This is a genomic window from Paenibacillus sp. Y660 (assembly GCF_057221575.1).
On the sequence record NZ_JBXBBJ010000024.1, the window covers coordinates 25960 to 44538 of the forward strand.

At 48.8% G+C, this 18579-nt stretch carries 18 protein-coding genes; 6 read left to right on the plus strand and 12 right to left on the minus strand.

Features of this window, described 5'->3' with window-relative positions; translation table 11 throughout:
- The first annotated feature begins 19 nt into the window (after positions 1-19).
- The 3 genes from AC2TDN_RS21205 to AC2TDN_RS21215 all read left to right on the plus strand — a co-directional run bounded on the left by AC2TDN_RS21205 (position 20) and on the right by AC2TDN_RS21215 (position 2344).
- Positions 20-829 (plus strand): GNAT family N-acetyltransferase, encoded by an 810-nt coding sequence (locus AC2TDN_RS21205; RefSeq protein WP_484690097.1) that lies wholly within the window; start codon positions 20-22, stop codon positions 827-829.
- 53 nt (positions 830-882) lie between these two features.
- On the plus strand, positions 883-1797 hold the full coding sequence (locus AC2TDN_RS21210; RefSeq protein ID WP_484690098.1) for a helix-turn-helix transcriptional regulator: 915 nt from the start codon (positions 883-885) through the stop codon (positions 1795-1797).
- Between the two features lie 64 nt (positions 1798-1861).
- Complete coding sequence (locus AC2TDN_RS21215) at positions 1862-2344, plus strand: GyrI-like domain-containing protein (protein ID WP_484690099.1); 483 nt, start codon at positions 1862-1864, stop codon at positions 2342-2344.
- Between the two features lie 214 nt (positions 2345-2558).
- On the opposite strand, the gene AC2TDN_RS21220 is transcribed toward AC2TDN_RS21215, so the two are convergent.
- From AC2TDN_RS21220 to AC2TDN_RS21235, 4 genes are all read right to left on the minus strand, one after another.
- Positions 2559-3125 (minus strand): beta-class carbonic anhydrase, encoded by a 567-nt coding sequence (locus tag AC2TDN_RS21220; RefSeq protein WP_484690100.1) that lies wholly within the window; start codon positions 3123-3125, stop codon positions 2559-2561.
- Positions 3126-3200: 75 nt separating this feature from the next.
- Positions 3201-5351 carry a YhgE/Pip domain-containing protein gene (locus AC2TDN_RS21225; RefSeq protein ID WP_484690101.1) on the minus strand — a complete coding sequence of 717 codons (2151 nt, stop codon included), beginning with the start codon at positions 5349-5351 and terminating at the stop codon, positions 3201-3203.
- Between the two features lie 173 nt (positions 5352-5524).
- Complete coding sequence (locus tag AC2TDN_RS21230) at positions 5525-6553, minus strand: LLM class flavin-dependent oxidoreductase (RefSeq protein WP_484690102.1); 1029 nt, start codon at positions 6551-6553, stop codon at positions 5525-5527.
- Between the two features lie 150 nt (positions 6554-6703).
- Positions 6704-7423, minus strand: coding sequence for a 3-ketoacyl-ACP reductase (locus tag AC2TDN_RS21235; RefSeq protein ID WP_482066082.1), 720 nt, complete (start codon positions 7421-7423; stop codon positions 6704-6706).
- A 171-nt stretch (positions 7424-7594) separates the two neighbouring features.
- On the opposite strand from AC2TDN_RS21235, the gene AC2TDN_RS21240 reads away from it, so the two are divergent.
- From AC2TDN_RS21240 to AC2TDN_RS21250, 3 genes are all read left to right on the plus strand, one after another.
- A complete protein-coding gene (locus AC2TDN_RS21240) occupies positions 7595-7732 on the plus strand; it encodes a hypothetical protein (RefSeq protein ID WP_484690103.1) in 138 nt (45 codons plus the stop codon).
- Between the two features lie 98 nt (positions 7733-7830).
- On the plus strand, positions 7831-8259 hold the full coding sequence (locus tag AC2TDN_RS21245) for an SRPBCC family protein (RefSeq protein ID WP_484690104.1): 429 nt from the start codon (positions 7831-7833) through the stop codon (positions 8257-8259).
- A 1-nt stretch (position 8260) separates the two neighbouring features.
- Positions 8261-8641 carry an ArsR/SmtB family transcription factor gene (locus tag AC2TDN_RS21250; RefSeq protein WP_484690105.1) on the plus strand — a complete coding sequence of 127 codons (381 nt, stop codon included), beginning with the start codon at positions 8261-8263 and terminating at the stop codon, positions 8639-8641.
- A gap of 108 nt (positions 8642-8749) precedes the next feature.
- On the opposite strand, the gene AC2TDN_RS21255 is transcribed toward AC2TDN_RS21250, so the two are convergent.
- The 8 genes from AC2TDN_RS21255 to AC2TDN_RS21290 all read right to left on the minus strand — a co-directional run bounded on the left by AC2TDN_RS21255 (position 8750) and on the right by AC2TDN_RS21290 (position 18478).
- On the minus strand, positions 8750-9685 hold the full coding sequence (locus AC2TDN_RS21255; RefSeq protein ID WP_484690106.1) for an alpha/beta fold hydrolase: 936 nt from the start codon (positions 9683-9685) through the stop codon (positions 8750-8752).
- Between the two features lie 375 nt (positions 9686-10060).
- Complete coding sequence (locus AC2TDN_RS21260) at positions 10061-10900, minus strand: 1,4-dihydroxy-6-naphtoate synthase (protein ID WP_484690107.1); 840 nt, start codon at positions 10898-10900, stop codon at positions 10061-10063.
- Positions 10897-11604, minus strand: coding sequence for a futalosine hydrolase (locus AC2TDN_RS21265; protein WP_484690108.1), 708 nt, complete (start codon positions 11602-11604; stop codon positions 10897-10899). Before AC2TDN_RS21265 ends, AC2TDN_RS21260 begins: the two co-directional genes overlap by 4 nt.
- Before the next feature lie 81 nt (positions 11605-11685).
- Entirely contained in the window at positions 11686-13053 is a 1368-nt protein-coding gene (locus AC2TDN_RS21270; protein ID WP_484690109.1) for a TrkH family potassium uptake protein, read from the minus strand.
- Positions 13054-13090: 37 nt separating this feature from the next.
- Complete coding sequence (locus AC2TDN_RS21275; protein ID WP_482066074.1) at positions 13091-14686, minus strand: histidine kinase N-terminal 7TM domain-containing diguanylate cyclase; 1596 nt, start codon at positions 14684-14686, stop codon at positions 13091-13093.
- 137 nt (positions 14687-14823) lie between these two features.
- Positions 14824-17091 carry a PAS domain S-box protein gene (locus tag AC2TDN_RS21280; protein WP_482066073.1) on the minus strand — a complete coding sequence of 756 codons (2268 nt, stop codon included), beginning with the start codon at positions 17089-17091 and terminating at the stop codon, positions 14824-14826.
- Between the two features lie 166 nt (positions 17092-17257).
- Positions 17258-17743: a hypothetical protein gene (locus tag AC2TDN_RS21285; protein ID WP_482066072.1), complete on the minus strand. Its 486-nt coding sequence runs from the start codon at positions 17741-17743 to the stop codon at positions 17258-17260.
- 231 nt (positions 17744-17974) lie between these two features.
- Entirely contained in the window at positions 17975-18478 is a 504-nt protein-coding gene (locus AC2TDN_RS21290; RefSeq protein ID WP_482066071.1) for a hypothetical protein, read from the minus strand.
- Positions 18479-18579 lie beyond the last annotated feature (101 nt).

Sequence of the window (18579 nt, forward strand, 5' to 3'; positions counted from 1 at the left end):
CAGCAGGAGGAGAGATGATATGCTAGAGAAGCTGCATCCAGATGATTATGTTTTGAACCAGTACCCGTTTATGCGAGATGAGCTGCAATATAATTTGATTCATTTGATTTCCTCAATTGAAGGGGCGACTACTTTGAAAACGCCTGACGGCCGTATGCTGTTTGCGGGCTCGCCGGGACATAATGCATGGCTATGGCTGTCGGAGGACATTGCCGATGATCGAAGGTCAGCGCTGATGCAGGAGCTTATTGCCTATTACAAAGGCACCGATTTGTCCGGCATATGCGGCGCACCGCCTACGGCAGAGCTGTTCGCGAAGCTGTATGCAGAGGCTAATCAACTGGAATATCACGCTTATTTGCTGATGGAAACGTACTCATGCCCAAAGGTAATCAAGCCCTTAAAGGTCAAGGGGAAAATGATCCGGGCTGCTCGGCAGCATTTGGAGCTTGTCGCCGAATTTTTGGCTGGTTTCAACGAGGATGCTTACGGCGCGTCGGTTATACCTGCAAGCCAGCTTCCGGCTGCTGAGGGCATGATCATGAGAGGCGATTTATATTTTTGGACCGTTAACGAGCTTCCGGTATCGATGGCGAACATCGCTCACCGATCTCCCCGGCACGGAAGGATAAATGCCGTCTATACACCGCAGGTGCTGCGAAAGAACGGATATGCAAGCGCTATAGTAGCGGGTCTTTGCTCTATTTTGGAGGAAGAGAACCGAGAGCCGATGCTGTATGCAGACACCAAAAACCCAGACTCCAACAAAGTATACAAAAATGCAGGCTTCGTAGAGAGCGGAACGATTGCCGAAATCCGTTTTAAGTAGGAGCAAGTTCATAGAAAGTAGGGAACTATCTGAAAATCGATCGATTGCTAGCGATGACCGTGCTTCTCCTTAATCGCGGGCGGATTAGCGCGAAGGAACTGGCTGACCGTTTTGAAGTATCCACAAAAACAATCTATCGCGATATGGATACGCTGAGTCAAGCGGGCGTCCCAATACTCGCTCATCAAGGCACAACTGGCGGGTTCGAGATTATGGAGCAGTATACGATATCGCGTCAATATTTATCGTTAGGAGAAATCTCATCTATTATTGCTGCTGTTAAAGGAATAGGCACTGCCATGGATGATGCATCCTATGCGAGCTTGCATGAGAAGGTCAAGACGCTGCTGCATCAATCGGACAAGCACCAAGAAGGCAACACGGGAGAGCGCTTGGTCTTCGATCTCAACCCATGGGGACAGGGGCCGGAAGCGCGCCAAAAGGTGAATGTGTTAAAGCGGGCTATCGATGAAACCCAGAAGGTGCAGTTTAGCTACATCAATATGAATGGCTCGGAGTCGGAGAGAATGGTCGAGCCCTATGCATTGCTATTGAAGGCAAATGTATGGTACTTGCAGGCGTATTGCTTGCTCCGCGAGCAGTTTCGCGTATTTCGTTTGTCTCGCGTGCAGCAGCTTCAAATGCGCTCTGATCCGTTTGAGCGTCGCCAAGTGCCTTCGTTGGATGGCTACGCATGGGATTTGGAATGGACAAAAAATGCGGATACGGAAGTAACGCTTCTCTTCCGCCCGCAGGCGCGCTATCGTGTCGGCGATTCCTTTCATTCGGATCAAGTGACGGTTTTGGAGGATGGGTCCTTGCGTGTAGAAAGTAAGTTTACGGTAGATGAATGGTTTTATGGCATGATTCTCAGCCACGGCGATGCAGTGAAGGTGGAGCATCCCGCCTACTTGGCAGAACAAGTGATACAGCGCGCCAAAAATATTATTAGCCGTTACGAGAACTAGGACAGACAGCTGTCCACTTTCCCCAAGTACAATAAGACCATATTCAAGAAATGGGGAATGATGGATGAATACGAATCTTATTCAAAAACCAGCAATAAAGTTAATTGGAGTAGCCGCGCGGACGACAAATGCGGAGGAAGCAGGTCCTAACGGGCGGCTGCCTGCGTTATGGAACACTTATTTCGCAAGCGGTATCGCCGAGCAGACGCAGGTCAGCAACAGCCATTTGATCTATGGTCTATATACCCATTACGAGAGTGATGCAAGCGGCGCTTACACCGTTGTTGTCGGGCATGAATGCGGTGACGCTTCGGTTGATGTACCGGAGGGCTTCGTGCAGGCAACCATTCCAGAAGCGCAGTATATGGTATTCAGGACGAAGAGAGGCCCTGTTTTCGAGGTTGTAGTGCAAGCGTGGAACGAGATTTGGGCATATTTCGAGCATTCTTCGATTAAGCGTACCTACACAGGCGATTTCGAGCTGTATGATGGCCGAAATATGAATCCAGCGGATGCAGAGGTCGACATCTATATCGCGGTAAAATAAAGCCAGCAAACGGCAGTCGTACAAGGCAAAGCGAGCCTTGTATGGCTGCCTTTTGCTTATTGACGGGATAGTTTGTCTCGAACTATTCGCTTCTGACTCAATCGTTCAAACCGTATGCTTACGGTCGTATTTCGCCCATCCGCACACGTCGAATGACCGCTTTAAGCACATAAAAAAAAGCACTCCAACCTAAAGTTGAAGTGCCTGCTGGTGACTAATCCTCGCGGTAATCCTGTACGAGAACATCCAACGCGCCCGTCTCCGGGTCGATGACAAAGCCATGAACCGGAATATCCTTCGGGAAGAGCGGATGCTTGCGGATGAGTTTCACGCTGTGCATAACGCCTTCCTCGGCGCTTGAGAAGCCCCGTAAAAACTTATCCATGCGAATGCCTGAATTTTCGAGCGTCTCCAGAACGAGCGGGTCGATGCCATGATCAGCGAACTTGCTGACCATGCCAGCTGTGTCAAGATTCGTCATGCCGCAGCCATGATGGCCGATGACAAGCACCTCGCGCGCCCCAAGCTCATAGACGGCAACGAGAATACTGCGCATCGCGCTTCCGAATGGCTGCGTCAGAATGGCGCCAGCATTTTTAATAAATTTGGCATCGCCATTTTTTAAGTTAAGTGCTTTGGGCAGCAGCTCGACGAGCCGCGTATCCATGCAGGTAAGAATGGCTACCTTTTTATCGGGAAATTTGTCGGTTAGATAGGCTTCATATTGTTTCTCTTCTACAAACTGCTTGTTAAATTCCAACATGCGGGGAATGATGGACATAAGATTTCCTCCTATCGAGCTTTATATCTATTTATTTTATTATTCATAAAAATAGGGAGGGAGTCAAATGATCTTCTAATGAATTAATCCGCTTTGCTTCGCTTTTTCCACCATTTTGGCAGAATAGCGGTTGATCCATTTTTTCAGCGCAAGCCCTAGAAGCAGCGCGATACCGGCGAAAATCGCAAGAGCGATCAGATCTCTGGCGACGATATCCCATAAAATACCGCCTACCGCTTCGCGCATCATGCTGATGGCATACGTGAACGGCAGGAATGGATGTATCGCTTGGAAAAACGGCGGCGTCACCTGAATAGGAAACGTACCGCCCGATCCGGCTAGCTGGAGCACGAGCAGGACGATTGCCATCGCTTTGCCGACATTGCCGAATATCGATACGAGCGTATACACAATGAGCATAAATACGGCACTAAGCACGACGCCAAACAGCACAAACCACATTTTATCAGCGACAAACGCCTTGAGCAAATAAATATCGCCTAATGTTACGAGCAACGACTGCACGATGGCAATCGTCAGGAAGGTGAGAAAGCGTCCGAAATAAATATGATAGCTCCGGTACGTATGGTCTGGGTGATGAACGTCCACGGTCAGCAAGGAGACGAGCAGCAGCGCTCCGACCCATAAGGACAATGTTGTAAAAAAGGGCGACATCGCCGATCCGTAATTCGGTATCGGGAACAGCCGGTTTTCCTTCAATACGACAGGCTCCGCGAAAAAAGCGCCCTCGCGCTCGGCATCGTTTTTGAGCAGGTCAACGAGCTCATTCAAATTGCCTTCCTTCTCAAGCTCGCGAATACGCTGTGCGAAGTCTTTAATCTTTTGCTCCGCGGCAGGCAAGTTTTTCTGGATTTTCGCCAGCTCCTTGCCGCCTAGCTCAAGCCCCTTCGCCGCATCATCCACCACCTGCAGGGCGCTCGGAACGAGCTTGTTTGCCTCCGATAATACCGACTGAGCCTTTGCTGCCGCCTGCTTGGCTTTGTCCGCCGCTTGCTTAATGCGCGGCAAGATTTCACTATCGTAGCGGCCTAATACGTCCGTTAGAATCTGAGAGGTTTCCTTGGACAAGCTGCTTAGGCGGTCAATAAGAGTCTGTGCAGGCTGCTCGCCTCGCTCAATGGCCGATTGAATCTGCTGCACGAGCGCAAGCTGCTGCTTAAAGCGGCTATTTACCTGCTTCAGACGGTCAATCGTAGACGACAGCAGCTTGCCTTCAACCGTCTCGTTTAAAGGTTCAAGCAGATTGATCATCCCGCCCGTCACCGTAACAGCGTTCGTTAAGCGCTTCTCGGCAAGCGCCAAGGTGGACTTTATAACCTCTGGATCAATCGAGCTGTCCTGCAAAATACCGGTGAGCGCCTGAGCCGCGTTGGCCGTCTCAAGAAGCAGCTGCAAATCCTGCTTGATGAGCGGACCTGCCGTATCGAGCGTCGCTCCGCTTTGGTCAAAAAAAGTGCCGAGCTGCTTCGTAAACGCCTCGCCGTCCTTGGCGAGCTCGGCTGCTTTCGGCAGCTCTGTTTGAACGGTTGCTACGATTTTTTTCGATTTGTCGATATCTGTTGAAGCGAGAGCAACAGCTTCGTTCATTTGCGGAATTAGCGCCTCCAGCTTGAATACGGTATTGCGAACCTTCTCGATCGCAGGCTGATTAGCTTCCAGCTCTATGCCGATCTGATTGAAGATGCGAAAAATCGTTTCATTAGCGGTTTTGACGAAGCTTGCACGAACCTCTTCAATAATGCCGCTCGCGCCTTTCTGGGCGATTTTTGGCGATACCGCATTAATTTTCTCGTTTACGGCATAGTCGAGCTCCGCTTGCTGCAGCTTGTCGGTCAGCACGGTTGCCATTTTGGCCGAGAAATCGGCTGGAATGGTAATGCTGGCATAGTAGTCGCCATGCTTTACGCCCTCGATCGCCTGCTTCTCCTCGACAAATACCCAGCCTATCTTTTTGTTTTCCTTCAAGGAGGCAATGATCTCATCCCCAACCTGAATCGGCGTGCCGCGCAGCTCGGCGCCTTCGTCATTATTCACGACAGCAATGGCGAGTGAGCTGGTCTGGCCGTAAGGATCCCAGGACGCTTTGATGTTGAACCATGCATATAGGGAAGGTAGAAAGGTGAGCCCTAGAATAATGATGGCAGCTGCGATGTTTCGAGAAATATGGCGAAGATCCTTGCTGTAAATGGCCCAGATATGTCCCATGTTCCCACTCCCAAAAAATGTTTTTCTTAGTATTGCTGAATAAGCCAAAATCTACACAACGGAATTGTTAAAGATAGTGTGCTAATTCAGCTGGAGTAGGGAGAACAGTTCATCCGAGCATCAAGAAAAAAAACAGCAGCACAAGGTTATTCCCTTGAGCTGCTGCCTATTCGTTATTGCTGCACGGCTGCGGAACGACTCTCGTTTACAACCTCGGCAAGCAGCTCGTAGGAACGAAGACGCGCTGCATGATCGTAGATTTGGCTGACGACAATAAGTTCATCGGCCGCCGTCTGCTCAATGATCGAGCTTAGCTTGTCCTTGACGGTTGCTTTTGTGCCCGCAATCGTGAAGCTGAGCTGCCTCTCCACCATCATTTTCTCCTGCTCGCTCCATAGTCCGTCCATACTGTCGACAGGAGGATTAAGCTGTCCCATCCGTCCGCGGATAAGGTTTAGGAACGCTTGCAGCTGCGAGGTGGCGAGAAAGGCTGCGGCTTCATCCGTATCCGCGACAATGACGTTTAAGCCAACCATGGCATAAGGCTTATCAAGTACTTCGGATGGCTTGAAGTTATCGCGGTACAGCTTCAAGGCAGGGAGCAGGAAGTCCGGCGCAAAATGGCTGGCAAACGCAAACGGCAGGCCATGATGTCCGGCAAGCTGAGCGCTAAAGCCGCTTGAGCCAAGCAGCCAGATCGGAACGTTTAATCCCTCGCCCGGAACGGCCCTTGGCATGACGCCGCGCGATTCTGCGCTGGGATTGAAATAATGGCGAAGCTCGCTAAGCTGCTCGGGAAAATCCTCGCCGTTGCTGCCGAGTCCGCGGCGAAGCGCGCGCGCCGCAACCTGATCGGAGCCTGGCGCTCTTCCTAGGCCAAGATCAATACGGCCAGGGTACATCGACTCCAGCGTACCGAATTGCTCCGCAATGACGAGCGGTGCATGGTTCGGCAGCATGATGCCGCCGGAGCCGACGCGAATTTTCTGCGTGCCTGCGGCTACGTAGCCAATGACAACAGATGTTGCGGAGCTGGCGATACCGGGCATATTGTGATGCTCAGCGAGCCAAAATCGATTGAAGCCCCATTTCTCGGCATGCTGGGCAAGATCAAGCGTGTTGCGGAACGAGTGAGCCGGCGTGCTGCCGGCAACGATTGGAGCAAGATCTAATATGGAAAAGGGGATGTTAGAAATAGTCATAGCGGGTTATACCTCCTAGGTAGAGCGTAAACGGAATAATTGTCGTTTCGCAGAAATGGATTCGCAGCATAGAGCAAGTATGGCTAGCAGACTGAACCTAAACGCAAAACCCCAGCGCCAGCAAGGGCGAGGGGCTGCATAAAATGGCGTTTATTGCGGATTTGTTGTCCAAATACCGGCCGTTCGGATAAACACGCGGTCAGGCAGCTTGAGCGCTGCCAGAACCAGCTCGGCTACATCCTCAGCTTGCATCATGCGGTCTTCGTCGCCGATTTTGAGACCGGCATTCGAAGCGAGCTCGGTGTTCACTGTACTTGGAGTCAGAGCGGTAACGCGAATGTTCGATTTGCGAACCTCCTGCATAAGCGCCTCGGTCAAGCCAATGACGGCGAACTTGGATGCGCAGTATGCGGAGCCGGTTGCAAAGCCGCGCTCGCCTGCGGTCGAAGCGATGTTGATGATGCTTCCGCTGCTTTGCTCAAGCATCGTTGGAAGCGCGGCGCGAGTCACATAATAAGTGCCCATCACATTGGTCTGAATGATGCGCTCCCACTCACCCGGGTCCATATCCAGCACAGTGCCGAACGATGCGATTCCGGCGTTATTGATTAGAATATCAATAGAGCCTAGGTTTTCCTTCAGAGCGGCAACAGCTTGATCGACATCCGATTTGACGGATACATCCGCTTTGGCAATGGCGACTTTTATGCCGTATTGGTTCGCGAGCTCAGCCTGCAAAGCCTCCAAATCGGAGCTTGTCCGAGCGATCAAACCAAGGTTTACGCCCTCTGCGGCGAGCGCGATTGCAACCGCTTTGCCGATTCCTTTTCCAGCACCAGTAATGATAGCTGATCTATTTTTTAATTCCATGTTAATCTCTCCTCTGCTTGCAGTTGTTTTCTTGATTCGTATGACGCGACATAGGTATGATATCCTTTTAACAAGGAATCAATCATCATGTCTATTATTATGATATTTCGTACTTATTGCAAGTACCAACTTTTAAGTAAGATAGTATCTTTTTTATACTAAAGGAGTCGTTTGCATTGGGAGATCAGCATTCATGGTATACTTGGACTTGAAATCAACGATGAAGCGGCATGCTGCATTGTACTGGTCATATTGCAAAGCTTGCTGCTTGGCGTAACGATGCTCGGAGCTATTATTGTTCTCATTTGACATGAAATCTAAGGGTGTCCTATAATGAAAATATGAAACCAAATGGTTTCGTATTATCGCAAATAGAAGATATGGACAATATTGATGGAGGTCATCAAATGGGAAACAACAATACGCAGGGTGCATTGCCGGATATCCGACAAACGCTAGTACTTAACGCGCCGATTCAGAAGGTATGGGATGCGGTGGCCACGTCTGAAGGGATCGCGGCATGGTTCATGCCAAATGATTTTCAGCCTGAGCTGGGCTATGAGTTTCACTTGGAAGCAGGGCCATTCGGTAAGTCACCATGTAAAGTAACAGCGCTTGATCCGCCTAGCCGCCTTACGTTTGAATGGGGCAAGGACTGGTCGTTGACATTCGAGCTTATCGATTTGGAAGGCAAAACGGAATTTACGCTTATTCATGCAGGCTGGGATGCAGCCAAGGTTACTGAATTCGGACAGACTCATGATGAGGTTCGAAGCAGAATGTCGGGAGGCTGGGTCGGTCTCGTGGAAAAACTCAGCAAGTATGTAGAGGCTTAAGATGGCAGACGCCGCACCGAAGCATGATGTGTTTCAAGCGATTGCCGATCCGACCAGACGCAGGCTGCTGCATCTGCTAGGCGATGAGGAGCTGCCGGTCACCGTTTTAAGCGGTCATTTTACGATGAGTCGAACGGCGGTATCCAAGCATTTGCGTGTATTGGCGGATGCGGGACTGGTGAAGGACCGCAAGGTTGGACGGGAGACGCGCTACCGGCTTGACCCGGAGCCGCTGCTTGAGCTCAAGCGTTGGCTGGCCTATTACGAGCGCTATTGGGAAAATAAACTAATTGCGCTTAAACGCTTTGTTGAATCAAGCGACACCGCAGATGCAGAACCATTCGGCCCGCTTGCTTTGACAGATCGGGATTCCAGCGAATAAAAGCCAGATCAATCAGTTAATGAAGCAGGAGCTGTCTAACGAGGTATTAGACCTTGATAGACAGCTCCTTTTTTTGTCGCTTTTTTGCGGCTTTTTTTAGGGAACTTATCATTTTATCTGTTCCATAAAGCTCCTAAAGTTTTCAGCGATTTCTTTTGATTTGGTATGGTGTAAATAATGTCCTCCTTCAAAGGTCATCATTTTCCCATGTACAGAATCTTTTATCTGTTCTTTATGTTTGGGTTCCCAGCCTTCAACATCCGTATTATTTGCTTGTAAAAAGAAAATAACAGGAAGATTTTTAGGGAATTTTAAATCTTCGGCAGCTTTAAAATTATTTTTTAAATTTTCTCCTTCGCTTAAGATGTTTGGATTCATCGTGTTTTTGAGAGAAATCATTCTAATTTGCTCTCTTGTTTGATCATCTACTTCTGGTGCAACAAGTTGGTCAGGACTTAATATCATTAGCAATCGGAAGAAACCTAATTTTTTGAGCACGCTATAGCTATCTGATGGAAATTCATCCATGCCGCCTTGTGTTGGAACACTGGTATCAATCCCAACAAATGCACGGACTTCGTTTTCATAGTTGTTCACATATTCTAGTGCATAAATGCCGAATATGGAGTGACCCATTAGCGTATATCGATCAATATTTAGTTTTTGCAAACATTCATGAATTTCTTTTACAATATTATCAATGCTTCGCTCTTTTTCAGTTACATCACTTAATCCATAACCAAAAGGCTCAATGACAACTACTTTGTAATAGGGTGATAACTCTTCCACTAGCGGCTTAAAATCAATACCTGGCGCTCCTGTTCCGAAGCCTGGCAGCAGCACTATCGTTTCTTCGCCCTTTCCTTGAATCGTCACATTCATATTTTTTCCATCTACAGGTACGAGCTGCCCATAGGACTCTATTTTTCCTTTATCCAATTTGTTGCAGATCATATTAACTGTAAAAGCAATGACTAGAAAAATGGCTATTGCAATAAGGATTACTGCTATCGATTTAAGCAAAAATTTATACATTCTTTTCATTATTCTGTTCCTTTCCTGTTGCTTCGTATAATTTGTTTGTCAAAATGCACCGACGATTGTTTGATTGGGCTCATGTATCCCGTATCCATGCTTTTGTCTACCTCATTTTAACAAGCCAGACTTAGATCCTGTATAACAGAGCGTTAACTGAGCCTTAAATCTTATCCGAAGCTAGAGGGAACAATTAAGCTTCCATTAAGGTAACGATTCTTACACGCCAAAGTAATCGTGGTATGTTGACAGGAGCACCTACCGTGAGAAACTATGCTGAAATATGACATCAGAAGCAATAAAATGCCCCCAATTCCGCAGAATTGGGGGTCATTTTGACGATTATGATATTAAGTCGATATAGCTGGAGCTTGTGGCAGTACGTTATCGCAGCAGCGTAAGGTCGAAGCTTGGGACAAGGCCTTCCTCAGCTGCGCGGCCAAGGAGGGCGGTAATCGCGGCGTAACCGTCCTCGCCTAAGTTCGCAGTGAATTCATTGACGTATAGATCGATGTGCGCTTGAGCGACATTTGTCGAGAGCTCTTGTGCGTGCATCATAATATAGGCTTGCGAAGCCTCTGGGTGAGTCCAAGCGTAATCAACGGATGCGCGAATCCAATCGGTAATCGCATCGGTATCAAGCGAGCGCCGGGCAATGATAGCCCCGAGCGGAATAGGCAGCCCCGTATCGGACTCCCACCAGCTTCCGAGATCCGTCATCATGCTTAGCCCGTAAGAAGGATAAGTGAACCGCGCCTCATGGATAACGAGTCCGGCGTCGATTTGACCGTCTCGCACGGCAGGCATAATTTCATGGAAGGGCATGACGACAATTTCGCCTACGCCGCCGGGAACGTGGCGGGCAGCCCACAATCGAAAGAGAAGATAGGCGGTTGAGCGTTCGCTGGGAACCGCAACTCGTTTACCGGAAAGCGCCGTGGGATTATTCGTTTCCTCGCCGCTGCCGTTCGTCAATACGAGCGGGCCGCAGCCTCTGCCGAGAGCGCCTCCGCAAGGCAGCAGCTTGTAGTCTTCCAATACCCAAGGCAGCGCTGCGTATGAAATTTTCATCACTTCGGGGCCTTTTGATTCGGCGGACCAATTATTCGTTATATCGATATCTGCATAGGTCACGTCCAGTTCAGGCGCGCCGGGGATCAGACCGTGCGTCCAGGCGTGGAAGACAAATGTATCATTTGGGCATGGAGAGAAAGCGATATTCAATGTAAGACCTCCCGTATTGCTTTACTTGCCGCTTCTAATGCAGCTAATGCTTCACCGATACGCCATGCGGCGCGGTCACGCGGACCGACCGCATTCGAGATGGCTCGAATTTCAGCAACGGGAATACCGAGCTTGGAAGCGGCGACAGCAACGCCATGCCCCTCCATCCCTTCGGACGCTGCGCCGTGGATCCGCTCAGCAAGCGCAGCAGTGGTCTCGGCGGTGCCGGTTGCAGTCGTAACGGTGAGAACAGCGCCGCTGCTAACCGATAATCCAGCCGATTCAATAGCAGCAATCAAACGTTTATTCCAATCAACGTTTACCTCAACGCGCGCAGTGCCGAATCCGAGCTCATCTACACTGATAAACCCAGCCTGCGACTCTGCGCCTAGATCGGCCGCGACGATAAGATCGGCAACGACGAGCGAGCCGATCGCAGCTCTTCCAGCAAAGCCGCCGCCAATTCCGGCGCTTATAACAAAGCGATAGTCGGCTGCCGAAGCGAGCGCGAAGGCTGTACCAGCAGCCGCAGCTGCCGCTCCTACTCCCGCCGCGATAACGTCAACGCCCGCCATTCCTTGCAGGCCGCGAAGCACGGCATCGCGCTCGGCGTCAACGGCGGTCACGATCAGAACACGCTTCCCGCTTATGACAGGCTCACTACCTGTTGCATGAACAGAATCGGTATTTGAATGTAATGGCATCCTTACATAATCTCCTTTAATAACCTGTCAGCTTGCTTATTACTATCGTATCACTCGCTAGTTTGCAGATGCAAATGCCGCTTAGCCGATTGTGATTTTACCTTCAGGGTAGCGATAAAGCTCCTTCTTCGAGCGAGTGTTGAGCGCGAAAGCCAGAGTGACCGGTCCAAGGCGTCCGACAAACATCAGCAAAATGATAATGATTTTGCCGATTTCGCTTAGATGATTCGTTAATCCCGCCGACATGCCAACGGTACAGTAGGCGGAGGTCGCCTCGAACAATATGGCAAGAAAGGAACCGGTCTCTGTTATGCTGAGAAGCATCGTCGCCCCGCAAATAATCGAGAAAGCTATCATCGTAAACATAATAGCCTGATGAATTTGCTGCTTGGCAATGCGGTAGCGGAACAGCACGACATCGTTTTTTCCGCGAATCATCGCAATGATCGCTCCGATCAGGATCGCGAAGGTAGTCACCCGTATGCCGCCGCCTGTTGAGCCCGGACCCGCGCCGATAAACATAAGCAGGATGAGGAAAAACTGCGTAACCTCTCTAAGCATGCCAGGATCGAGAGTGCTCAGACCAGCCGAACGCGCCGTAACCGATTGAAACAAAGAGCCTAAAACTTTTCCCATGCCGGATAACGACTGGAGCGTATTTGGATTGGAGAACTCAAGCGCAAAAATAACGATTGCCCCAAAGGCAGTAAGCCAGCCGGTAACGGACAATACGACTTTACTATGTAAGCTGAGCTTTCTATTTTTCGGATAGGTGACGAGCTCGGAGATGACGATAAAGCCAATCCCTCCAAAGAAAATGAGCAGCATGGAGACGATGTTAACGAACGGGTCCTCTACATAATGGATGAGACTGCTCGCCCGATCGGGAAATTGGGAGAACAAATCAAAGCCCGCATTGTTAAAGAACGAAATGCTATGGAATATGCCGAAATAAATCGATTTCCCTACAGGCATTTCCAACATGAAATAGCTGCTTAGCAACAGCGCTCCTGACAATTCGATGACTAAGGCATAAAGCAATACTTTGCGGATTAGGCGTACGATGCCTTCTGTAGAGCCATAGTTCATCGATTCCTGAAGCACAAGGCGCTCGCGGAACGAAATGCGCTTCCGGAACAGCAGTGCAAACAAGGTTGCCATCGTCATAAAACCTAATCCTCCGATTTGGGCGAGTGTGATAATAACGACTTGTCCAAAAGTAGAGAAATGCTCTCCGGTGCTAAGAACGGTCAACCCTGTCACGCATGTGGCGCTGGCAGACATAAATAAAGCGTCAAGAAACGAAATGGATTTGTCGCCGGTAAACGATATCGGCCTAGATAGGAGCTGAGCTCCAATCAAGATGATCAAAATGAAGCCGAAGGTCATCACTTGCGGCGGACTTGGCCGAAATCGCAATTTGTCGCGCAGGGATGCTTTATTTGGCATGAAGTCAACTCCACCTGTCTCTTTCGTGCTAGTATGGTTATTTTTTATCGATTGCATGTGATTGCTCAGCGTTTGCCAGATGAACAGCGTTTCGTCCGCTATTTTTCGAGCGATAAAGGGCAATGTCCGCCTCGCTCAGCAGCGCTTCCAGCGGCACGTCAGCCGTTTTGGCCTGCGATACCCCGAAGCTGGCTGTGATCGTGATGGCTTTGGCAGAGCTGTACATCGGATTCCCGGCTATTGCCTTGCGGAGCTGCTCCGCAACTTTTCCAGCCACGGCAAGAGTAACACCCGGTAAGCCGATAGCGAACTCCTCACCGCCGTAACGTCCAAACAATGCGCCCTTAGGGAGCAATTGCTGGCATATCGAGACGATATGCTGAAGTGCAAAATCGCCGACGCTGTGGCCATAGCCGTCATTAATCTGCTTGAAATGATCGATATCGAACAATATAAAGGAGATCGGCCGCCCTGCTTGATGAGCGGCGTTAAGCAGCTGTCTGCTTTTTTCCATAAAAAAAGTACGATTATAAATAGATGTCAGTCCATCAATCTCGGCTAGATAGCGCAGCTTGTTCTGAAGCAGTGTATGCTCCGTTACATCGATCATAACGATTGTTTTACCTGCAAGCTGACCATTCGGCCTTAATAGGTTTGATGCTCTTATCCTATAATAGAACGTTTCTCCGCCTCGTATCCATTTGAGCTCTTGCTCATGCAATACCGATGGGTCTACGCCAAATGAGAAAGCGCCGGATTCGGCGCCGCGCTTCCAAATATCCTCCAGCTTTTGACCAATCGCCGATGGAGTAAGCGCTGGTATGATTTGTGATGCGGCACCGTTAAAATCCAAAATCTGATTTTCTAAATTAAGCACCAGCACGCCATCGCGCATACTCTCGAAGATATGCTCGCGTGCAATGGGGGCCACGGTTAACAGAGAAGTCGAGAATATGGACACGAGGTAAAGCGCCGACGTTACGCACATCAGAAGCGGAACCGGATCCATCCCAAGCGGGGTGAGACCCAGCACATAAATGAGGGAGCCCAGTAGTGGAAGCGATATGCCGATAGCGAGCGTAATCATTTGTTTGCGATAGACCGATTTCGTCTTTCTCAAGTAGCGTGCCAAAATAAAGAGGCTGGCAAATATAGCTCCGGATGAATAGCTGCCATGTATGTAGTACCAGATGCCAGGAACAACGTCAGCCATTGGCGTTGGAACAAGCGGTCTCAAATAAAGCATCTTATAGAACAAATGATGATAATCATTGGTCGTGACCATCAGCAGCGTGATGGCTGGAAAGACGAACAACCCCCAAGTTTTTTTGGGAGTGATGAACTTATCTAGCCCAACATAATGTATGACCATCAGCAGACAGCAAGGAGCGATAAATGGCATGCCAACATATTCAATATTTATCCAAAAACGAATTTCGCGAATCGTATCGCTTGCCAGCTCAAAGGCATAGGCAAAGGTATATACGGCGGACAATACGGTCGACCACAAAAATACTTTCATGCCTTTGAAGCTTGTCTTGTTGTAGTAAGCATATATGGCAAGCAGCACGCTAAGAACGCCGGAAATAATGACAAAAATAATATATTGTGAAATTGGGGAATTAAACGTCATCGACATAAGTGGCTCCCGAGTGTAGCGGAATTAGTTGTTACTTCTCGCAGTACAAGAACAATGGCTACGGACACAGTTTACCATAGTAGCTTGTACTTCTTCAAAATATTATGAAAGCAGGCAGTTGGGTGATTTCCCTAGCTGCCCGTTGGTAGAGAAACTTCAACGCAGGTTCCTTTGCCAAGCTCGCTGCGAAAGACGATTGAGCCCTTGTGTGCGGCAATAATTTGTTGGCTGACCATAAGGCCAAGACCGTTGCCGTTCGCTTTTTTTGTAAAGAAAGGCTCCCCTAAACGGTGAACGTCATCTTCGGCAATACCGCAGCCGTGATCAATAAATTGCAGCGTAAGCATATTGTCCGCGGCATGCTCAAGCTTCACGGTAAGCTCGCCGCCGCCCGGCATCGCTTCAATACCGTTTTTCATCACATTGACGAAAACCTGCTTTAACTGATTAGCCTCGCCAATAACCTCAGGAAGATTGGGATCAGCGATCAGGGCAAGCTGGACATTGCTCATTTTTGCTTCTGAATCCAGAAGCATCATAATATCGCCAACAATGCTGAGCACGTTTATCGGCTGATGCAAGTTAGCTTGCGGCTTGGCGAATACGAGAAACTCGCTTACGATCATGTTGATTTGATCAAGCTCGCCAAGCATAACCTTGAGATGGTCGGCAGAGAGAGAGCCGGTCTGCTGCTGCAGCTGCACGAAGCCGCGAAGCGTAGTAAGCGGGTTGCGAACCTCGTGCGCGACGCCTGCCGCAATTTGGCCGACGACAGATAGCTTCTCGGAGCGCCTAATAATCTCTTCCGTTTGCTTCCGGGATGTAATATTTCTAGAAATAGTAGCTATCGCAATGATCTCGCCTAGTTCGTCTCGGATTGGCGAGATCGTGATGCTTAGATCAATGAGCTTGCCGGATTTGCTGTATCGAACGGTCTCGAAATCGGTAACGGAGCCGCCTTGAAGTACAGTGTCTTGAAGCTCATGGTGAGAGCCGAGATAGTCGTCTGGCACATTGTCCAGCGGCTTGCCTAAAGCCTCTTCCTCCTTCCAGCCGTACATCGTCTCGAAGGCTCGATTGACCTGAATGACATCACCCGCTAAATCCGCTACGTGAATCGCATCGGATGTGTGATTTACGAAGGATTCCAAATACTGCTTCGTGCTTCGCAGCTCTTCGGCTGCATCCTTCAGCTGCGTTGTATAGCTGTGCAAATTGCTGCCCATCGTATCAATGCGCGATGCGAGCAAGCCGAATTCATCATTGCTGCGAATGGTGATGGCCTCACCGAAATTTCCTGCTGCAATCGCATTAACTTTGCTCAAAATTTGATTCAAGCCGCGAATCATAAAGCCTGCAATGAAGTAGCTTGCTACCAGCGTGACGAGAACGAGTCCGAGCGAGATGAGCGATTGAATGAGAAGCTGCCGATTGAGCGGCTTTAAAATAGAATTTTGATCAAAGCTGATACAGATGACATACGTTTTATCGATCTTAATCGGGATAAATGTTTTCATGACACGCTTGCCCATTAGAGCGCTTTTTACCGTAACGGCTTTGCCGCTTTTCAACGCGTATTGGATGTTGACGGAATCATTCTCTTGATCCTTATAGGTGTATTGCCCAAAGGGAATGTCGCGAACGTCCAGGTTGTAGACGGGAATTCCCTTTTTAATTTTTATAATCGGGCTTTTACCAAAAAATTGAGGATCAAAGCCGGTAATTTCAAGTATATCCTGTTGATCTGCAATGATTTTGTTAACGATGGCATCCGTCCCGATCGTAAAGTCGAAATCAAGCAGCACTTGCGCGTTCACGTACGGATTGATGATGTAGTTAGTCGTGCCGTCGTTATAGCTGCCCCATTTTCTAATCTTTTTGGGATCTGAGGTGGAGAAATTAAACGGACCCGACCAATAGTTTTCAAGCTTCTGCCCCTCGGGAATGGTAACGTTGTGGTTTTCGAATAGCTGAAGAAACGCACGGTACCAATAATCCCATGTTTTGGAGCTTAGATTAATTTCGTTTGGATCGGATGATTTAAGAGCGATTACGTCATCTCCGATTTTTTTCCAGAGTGTAATATGATCGACGCCAAGCTTATGGCTTAACTCTACCAGCTGCTCGTTTTTGACATTATCGATATCGGGGTCAAGCTGCTCCTTTGCTGCGATCGCAGCCATCCGAAGCTTCTCGCCAATCATATCCTCCATAGACTGCCTTGCACTTTCCGATGCTTCAAGCGTGAGACTTATTTGCTTTGCTATATTGTTTACCTGCTGCTCAAGGCCAGATTGTACCTCGGCTTTGGATGAAACATAGTAAATCGATATATAGAGAGCCAGAATAACGGCGACAATAATAGAAATTGAAAAAGATAGTTTAACTTTGATGGACAACAGGATCTCCCTCCCTGAATCTAAGGTGCACATACTACAATTTGACACGGGTCGACAAAAATCCTGTATGCTTGCCAATAAAAAAATGGAGAAACATAAATATGTTTCCCCATCGGTATTTACTGTTTATACGCACGGTTTGGCGAAAATGGTTCGTACTGCTCCGTTATGCGCGCGAGAACTGCTCTTCTTTTAAGTACTGCTCCGCTTCCTCGTAAGTCTCGAAGGCGGATTCCAAATTTAAATCGGCATACAAATACCAGAGATCCTCTTCAAACAGAAGCGTTAAAACAGCATTGTTTGGCCCGATCCAGCGCTCCTCCTGCGGAGTGTTGCGTTTTTTCTTTTTCTTCGATTCGGGCTTATCCGGCGGTGCAATCGCAAGGGAGCTGATCGATTTCTCGATAAGCGAGCGAAGCTCCTCTTCGCTGAAATCCCGGATATTGACGAGTCCTTTATCATCGGTTGCGACGCCTTTCACCAAGCCGGCGAATACATAGCCATTTCCGTTCGGGTGCAGATGGTGCACGACCGATTTTTTCTCGTGGGCGCTTTCTTCATAATGGAAGTTCGTGCGGCCGAGAGAAACATCCTTTCGCTGCAATTCGGGAAAGGATTCGATTATAGCAAGCTTTTGTTCAAAAGATAGCATCGGTTGATTTTTCCTCCTAAAGGTTTGCGATAGCAAACCACTTCGTAAGCATCAGCTTAAGTTTGCGATAGCAAACCACTTCGTAAGCATCAGCTTAAGTTTGCGATAGCAAACTACTTCGTAAGCATCAGCTTAGGTTTGCGATAGCAAACCACTTCGTAAGCATCAGCTTAGGTTTGCGCAGCAGCTGTTGCGATGCTTGTGATTATACCACACAGCAGGAGGAAGCTGCTAAATATCCTTCTTCTTCATCAGCAGCATGATAGCGCCGGCGAGAATGAGCACGATGGCGAAGATTGGCTGGCTAAGCACGAACTTGTTGTAGATGGAGCCTATCGAGAAGACTGCAAAGAAGAGAAGCGAGAGCACGGTCAAAATGTTGACCGGAATAAGCAGCCATTTGTTTCGGTTGCCGAACCAATAAAATTCGAACAAGCCGACAGCAACCGCAAGGATAAAGCCGGGCCACATGTAAACCCAGTTATTGAAGAGCATCGCGATCTGGCTTACTAGGCCTGCTGTGAGCAAGATGCCGCCAGGTATCAAGACGCCAACTCCTTTTCTGCCGATCATGACGAAGTACAGCCAGTGGAAAAATAGTCCAAGCGGGATGACGAATATCGATGGCCAGAAGTAAGCAAATATTTTGCCTGGACCAAAAGCTTCGCCTTGATTCAGAAATAAACATGCACCGAGCAGCAGGAGGACGAGCCCGCCAATTGTTCTTAAATTCATTGTTTTAATACACCCCAATCTTCGTTTTATTAGCTGCCTTCAGCATAGCATACAAGGAAAATAGCTGTCCTCCTGCTGCAGGTAAAAAGTGGAACTGGACT